This window comes from Anabaena sp. CCY 9910 (genome assembly GCF_963920875.1).
Taxonomy (GTDB): Bacteria; Cyanobacteriota; Cyanobacteriia; order Cyanobacteriales; family Nostocaceae; genus Trichormus; species Trichormus variabilis.
In genome coordinates this window covers 134682-140681 of the sequence record NZ_CAWUDJ010000013.1, presented here as the reverse complement: position 1 = coordinate 140681, position 6000 = coordinate 134682, and the positions used below count along the sequence as shown (strand labels likewise).

At 40.7% G+C, this 6000-nt stretch carries 4 protein-coding genes; all 4 read right to left on the bottom strand.

The genetic code is table 11. The annotated features are described in order from the left end of the window. Positions 1–136: 136 nt before the first annotated feature. Positions 137–1702 carry an NAD(P)H-hydrate dehydratase gene (locus ACM5QX_RS12685; RefSeq protein ID WP_414753815.1) on the bottom strand — a complete coding sequence of 522 codons (1566 nt, stop codon included), beginning with the start codon at positions 1700–1702 and terminating at the stop codon, positions 137–139. Positions 1703–1844: 142 nt separating this feature from the next. After that, on the bottom strand, positions 1845–4322 hold the full coding sequence (locus ACM5QX_RS12680) for a BsuBI/PstI family type II restriction endonuclease (protein ID WP_414753814.1): 2478 nt from the start codon (positions 4320–4322) through the stop codon (positions 1845–1847). Between the two features lie 98 nt (positions 4323–4420). Further along, positions 4421–4969, bottom strand: coding sequence for an NUDIX hydrolase (locus ACM5QX_RS12675; protein ID WP_011317802.1), 549 nt, complete (start codon positions 4967–4969; stop codon positions 4421–4423). 85 nt (positions 4970–5054) lie between these two features. Next, positions 5055–5576, bottom strand: a complete 522-nt coding sequence (folK, locus tag ACM5QX_RS12670) for a 2-amino-4-hydroxy-6-hydroxymethyldihydropteridine diphosphokinase (RefSeq protein WP_104010010.1) — start codon at positions 5574–5576, stop codon at positions 5055–5057. Positions 5577–6000: the final 424 nt, after the last annotated feature.

Here is a 6000-nt window from a genome sequence, read left to right as displayed (position 1 = left end):
AAACAGTCACACTCTTCTATTTCCTGAGCTTCAGCCTCTTTGTCACCCCTTCAGCCATACAAATTTAAGTAGGGCTGTTGACGATTGACAGACTTGAAAGTTTTGTGTTGTCAGGCTTTTGTCTTAGCTTGATGTCCTAATATATCTGGCTACGGTTATAACTAATCACCTTCAGCAAATATTGTGACAATGTAAATGCGTCCACACCCAACTCTGTGCGCTCACTGGCGGCTAAAATACCTGCTTGTCCGTGCCACCATGCAGCAGTAGCCACGATATCTTCTACAGGTATTTCTTTATTTACCGCTTGTGCCAACAATCCACCCAATAACCCCGTTAACACATCGCCACTACCACCACGAGCTAAAGCTGGCGTACTTTCGGGGTTAATCCATACTGAACCTTGAGGATTGGCGATCGCAGTTCTCGCTCCTTTTAACAATACCACTGCACCGCTTTGAGAGGCTGCTTCCTGCACGGCTTTGACTCTATCGCCTTTGGCATCAGAGATATGGGGAAACAATCGTTGAAATTCGCCTGTATGGGGTGTGAGTACTGTTGCAGCTTGGCGCTGTTGTAATGTGGGGATTGTTCCCAACTGTGCCAAAATATTTAAACCATCAGCATCGAGAACTAAAGGGCGATCGCTTGCTAATACTTCTTCCACAATAGATGTAGCATCTTTGGTTAAACCAGGGCCACAGGCGATCGCACTAAAGGAACTTAAGTTAGTATTCTCTGGTAATTGTAGTTGAGCGATGGCTCCAGTTTCCGTCTCTGGACAACCAATCACTAAAGCTTCTGGCAAATGTGATACCAAAAGCTGCTTGAGAGATTCGGGTACAGCAATTGATAACATCCCGACACCGCTACCCCTAGCACCCAAAGCCGTCAAAATTGCTCCACCTGCATAACGGCGAGAACCACAAATTAACAGTAAATGCCCTTCCTTATACTTATGCGTTACTGGTGGCCGAGGTAAAGGCAAAGTAGATAAGGCTGTTGCTGTTGTAATGCGTTTAATCTTGGGTACATCTCCCAATACAGCTTGCACATCAGCCCAGGGAATATCAAAATCAATTAACTCAGCTTTGCCAATATAATCTAAAGCCTGATCCTGCAACAAACCTTGTTTCCATAAACCCAAACACGAGGTATAATTGGCGCGAATTGCAGTCCCTAAAACCTCACCTGTATCAGTATGCAAACCCGAAGGTAAATCAATACTAATAATTGGCTTATTCCATTCATTCAACTGATTAATTGCCGAAGCGATATTATCAGTAATTTCTCTTTCTAAACCAAAGCCAAACAACCCATCAACTAAGAAATCACACTCTGGTAATTGCTCAATTTCTTGATAGAAAGGTATACCTATACTCTGAGCGTATTGTAAATGCTGTGATGTTAATTCCTTCAACTTATGGAAAGGTGAATAAACCCATACTTGATAACCGCTAAAGTATAACTCCCGCGCCACAACCAACCCATCACCACCATTATGTCCCGGCCCCACGAGGATTCCTACACGGGGAAATGAGATCCGTGCAAAAATAGCTTGAATACGTCTGCTAATTAGTCCTGCGACTTTTTCCATTAAAGCAGGTACAGGCATTCCTGCTGCAAATATGCGCGCTTCAATGTCCCGCATTTGTGCAGCCGTAACTATGATTTGGGAAATGTGTTCTTTTCTATTAAGCATTTCACCCCACCATTAATGATTTACCTGGTCGTGCCGCACCTGCAATGATAGCGCTAACTACTCAAGATATCAGGCTTTATCTATCATTTCTAAAATTTGATTGTATGAGGCTAAAGATATGCAGGCGTAGCCCATCGCACTCTCACAACCCAGATTTTGAAGAACTATTGTCTGAGTTATGATAGGGGCCAAGGAATCTTTCCCCGTTAAAATGAATTAAATGTTCGGGTTGATCTGCTACCCACACTTCTGTTTCCCAAGAAATTTCAGCCAGATACCTAGTCATTTCCTTACGACTTGGAAAAGCAGTCACAAAAACTAATCCTTTATGACATGACTGAAACAGTTGCTTCAACTCATTATGACGTTTTAAGTTGATCGGTCCATGACTGGTAACGGCTTCTATCAATACTAGCCAGTCTTGCCGTTCATAGTACAGTACAATGTCTGGCATTTTTCCGTGAGGATCTAATTCAATCCCCATTTCTCGGAATTTCTGAGTTTCATTAATGATGAACTTATCCCCAGCATCGCCTACATAGAGAACTAAACCACCAGGCGTAAATCTGGGACAGAAATTTTCCAAAATGTCTTTTATTAATAAGTTTTGTCCCCCTGATGATAGCTGAATCGCTTGACCGTCAGGCAAACTTACAGGAATTATCGGTATGTTGCGATTCCTATCCTGTAATAAATTTGTAACTGACACAGTATAGTTGCGACGAGCCTCTTCCCACTGCTCAGAACCATAGGATTGAAGAAGTGAGAGTGCTTGTTGATGGATTTGATAACACCATTTTGGGCTGTTAATTGGGCGTTCTGGTTGATCTGGATTCTCAACAACTATCCCCATCTGCACAAACTGGTGCATTGTTTGTCGTCGAACTGTTTCGCGGGTATTCGGTGCGTATTGTTTGCCGTAGTAATCACGAAACCAATTCATCATTTCTGTAATTCTGCGTCTGGGCGCTGTTGCTTGATGCCAAGGTGTTTCAGGGCGAATGTCTGCCAATGCCAGTAAGCAAAGTGCTGAACGCTCGTTTTGTTGCTCTTTGGGAGTAGAAATCGCTTTGAGGATAGCCAGTGCTTCCTCAATTCTTTTACTAGCCTCTATCGCCTTTGTTGCTTCGCTCATAATTGACAAGGTTTGATGTACAACTTGATCAAGTTGCTGCTGATCAAAGTGAAAATCACCAATTTGGCTTCCCAATCGGATTAAATCATCTTTGTCAGGGTATTTAATTCTCCGCAAATCCGTTGCATTGACTTGTGTGTGTCCGCTAAACTGCCGGAAGTAATGATCAAATAAACTGGAATTGAGAAATACTGCTAAACCTCTTGCTAAGTCAGGGTTCATTCCCTGACCTTTTGCATGGTAATAGTTGAGGTGATTTTCTATACCTAATGCTGGTGCATCTAGTGGAGAACACACAGCAGCAACAACACGACGCTTTTCTTCCTTAGCGGAAAAACGCTTTGTCAAGACATACCAACCCGGTTGAACTAACCATTTTTCTGTGTCTTGGTTTTTTTCAATGGCGATCGCTTTACGAGCATTATTAGGTGGAAATAAAACTTTCCCTGCCTTGATAGATTCTGGATAAATTAATGGAACACTTTGCTCATCAGAACAAGTTCTCAAAGCTGATTTGAGACGAAAATCGACAACTGGCCCCGTTGAAACTGCTAAACCAATTTCATTCAAAGTAGATGAGAATTTATTCATTTGCTTTCTCAAAGCATCTTCCAGATAGTTAGTTACAATATGAATAAAACTCTCTGAATCATTAGCTTCAACGACTTCACTATAAGGAACACATCTTAATTCTGATAACTCATCTAAATCCTTTTCAGAATTATTACTTATCTCGACATAATTACGCTTAATTTTAGATTTAATACCATGAAAAATAATATTTTCTTGTAATATGTTATCTTCCGCGAAAGCGGCGGAACGACTTTCAAAGATATGAATTTTATTAAGTGCTATGTTGTTCAAAAAAGCTTGACGAAAAGGACGAAAGTAAACGCCATTACAGAAACTTCTGGGCGTGATTGCAACTATCTCCCCATTTTCTGTAAGCTGTAATAGAGTCAGCCAAATAAATGCACTATAGAAATTAACAGTGTCAATTCCCTGTTTTGAAAGAATTTTTTTTTCGATTGATTGGCTACTAATTTTTTTATAGGGTGGATTCAGAATCGCATGAGTAAAATTAATAGTGGAATTAGTCACAAGAGATTTGATAAAGCTCTCGTCATGTAAGTAGTAATTGGCTTTAATTCCTCTTTCTTCTAAAGCCACACAACAGTCTGTCAGACATTTCCTTAAAGAAGACATAAACGCTGATTCTACTTCATAAGCTGTTATGAAGCAGCTTTTAACGTTGTTAGGATTTGCCAAGATTCTCTCTACAAAAGCAGCAGTTAATACACCAACTCCGGCTCCAGGATCAAGAAGACTAATGTTACCAGATAGATTACTGAATTGTTTCGCCATAAAACGAGCAACTGGAGCAGGGGTAAAAAACTGTCCCAGTTCACTACGTTGGTTCAGATTGAGTCTTGAGCAGAATTGAATCCTATTAATGTCAGTGGAGTCTGTAAGGAAAGTTGTCATACTGTGTTTTGTTTGGCAACTTGCTTATCGCCAAAAATTTAGTAGGGATACACATCTGCGTATCCCCACAATCATCTATCTCAGCAAGTTCGATGAGGTTAAACTAAAAACGGCCGTGCTAAGAAAAAGCTAGTAATTGACTTCGCGTCTATGGGTTCTCCGTCCAGAATGGCTCTTTCCAGTTCTTCTGGTGTTAACAGTACAGTCTCAATATCTTCGTCATCATCTTGTTTTGGCGGTGTATCGAGCTTTTCCAAATCTCGTGCCAGGAAAGCGTAGATAATTTCGTCGGAATAGCCGGGTGCGAGGAAAAATTCGCCTAATTTATCCCACTTTTGGGCGCTATAACCAGTCTCTTCTTCTATTTCGCGCTTGACTGTTGTTAAGGGATCTTCTGTCGTTTCTAAAGTTCCTGCGGGAAATTCGAGTATCCGTCCTTGCACAGCAAAACGATATTGGCGGACGAGTACAAGTTTACCTTCTGGCGTTACAGGCACAGCTAAAGCGCCGCCGGGGTGACGAATGCACTCCCATTCTCCTTCAGCTTTGTTGGGTAAACGCAAGCGATTAACTTCAAAATCAAACTTGCGCCCTTTATAGAACAAGCGCTGTTTTAATAGCTGTGGTAATTCTCTACCTAATGGCATAATTTAAGCTTGTTTTGTCTTAAATAGCACAGATAAACACTGGAGTTGATTGTTCTATCAGCGTTTTCTGCTCTGGGTAATGGTTTTAACTGCCCTTTAACAAATGTACATCAGAACAGTCTACCTTTTTTACCAGCTCTCTAATTACATATCCGGAAATTGGTTCTAACCAGTCGGGCGCAATCTCCGCTAGAGGTACTAAAACAAAGGCTCGCTCTTGCATTCGCGGATGGGGTATTTGGAGAGTTGGTGTATCAATAATTAAGTCATCATACAATAACAAATCCAAGTCTAGCGATCGCGGCCCCCAGCGTTCTTGACGCACCCGCCCAAATTTCTGTTCTATTGCTAGTAATGTTTCTAGCAATTCTAGCGGACTCATCTGTACTTGTAAGCTGATGCAACCATTGATGTAGTCTGGTTGTGGCGGCCCCACGGCTTTAGTTATATACCAACTGGATTTTGCTGTTAGTTGAATACCTGCAATCGCCGCTAGCTCTGCTGTAGCAGCTTCTAATATTGCTAAAGAATCACCGATATTACTACCAAGAGCGATCGCACTTGCCTGTATCTTTGGTTTAAACTCTGCATCGTGCTTTGTGAATATTTCTGGGCTATTTTTTTTGTTCTCAACAGACAATATGATTTAATTTGTTGTTATTTTACAAACATTGATTACTTAAATACTATAGCACTCATGCCTATCTGACGATGGCTTCTAGCTAAAGATCCCCAACTTCTCTAAAAAATTGGGGATCATGTTGCTCAAAAATAATTGAAAACAGCTTTAAAGACTTAAGAACGGCTATTATATCAGGGTTTGACGTTATAAGAAAACAAAATTAATTAGGTCTTGATTAATTTCCTGAGGTAATTACAAGTTGAAATGTTGCTTGTTTAACATTTACTTTAAAAACATTTTTCTGTAGCAATGAATTCAGTTAATTGTTTATAGGATATTATACTAACACGAACGTCTTGCACCAAACTCTAATCTATCCCTTAAGAGTTAGTGCAGAATATTCTGCACC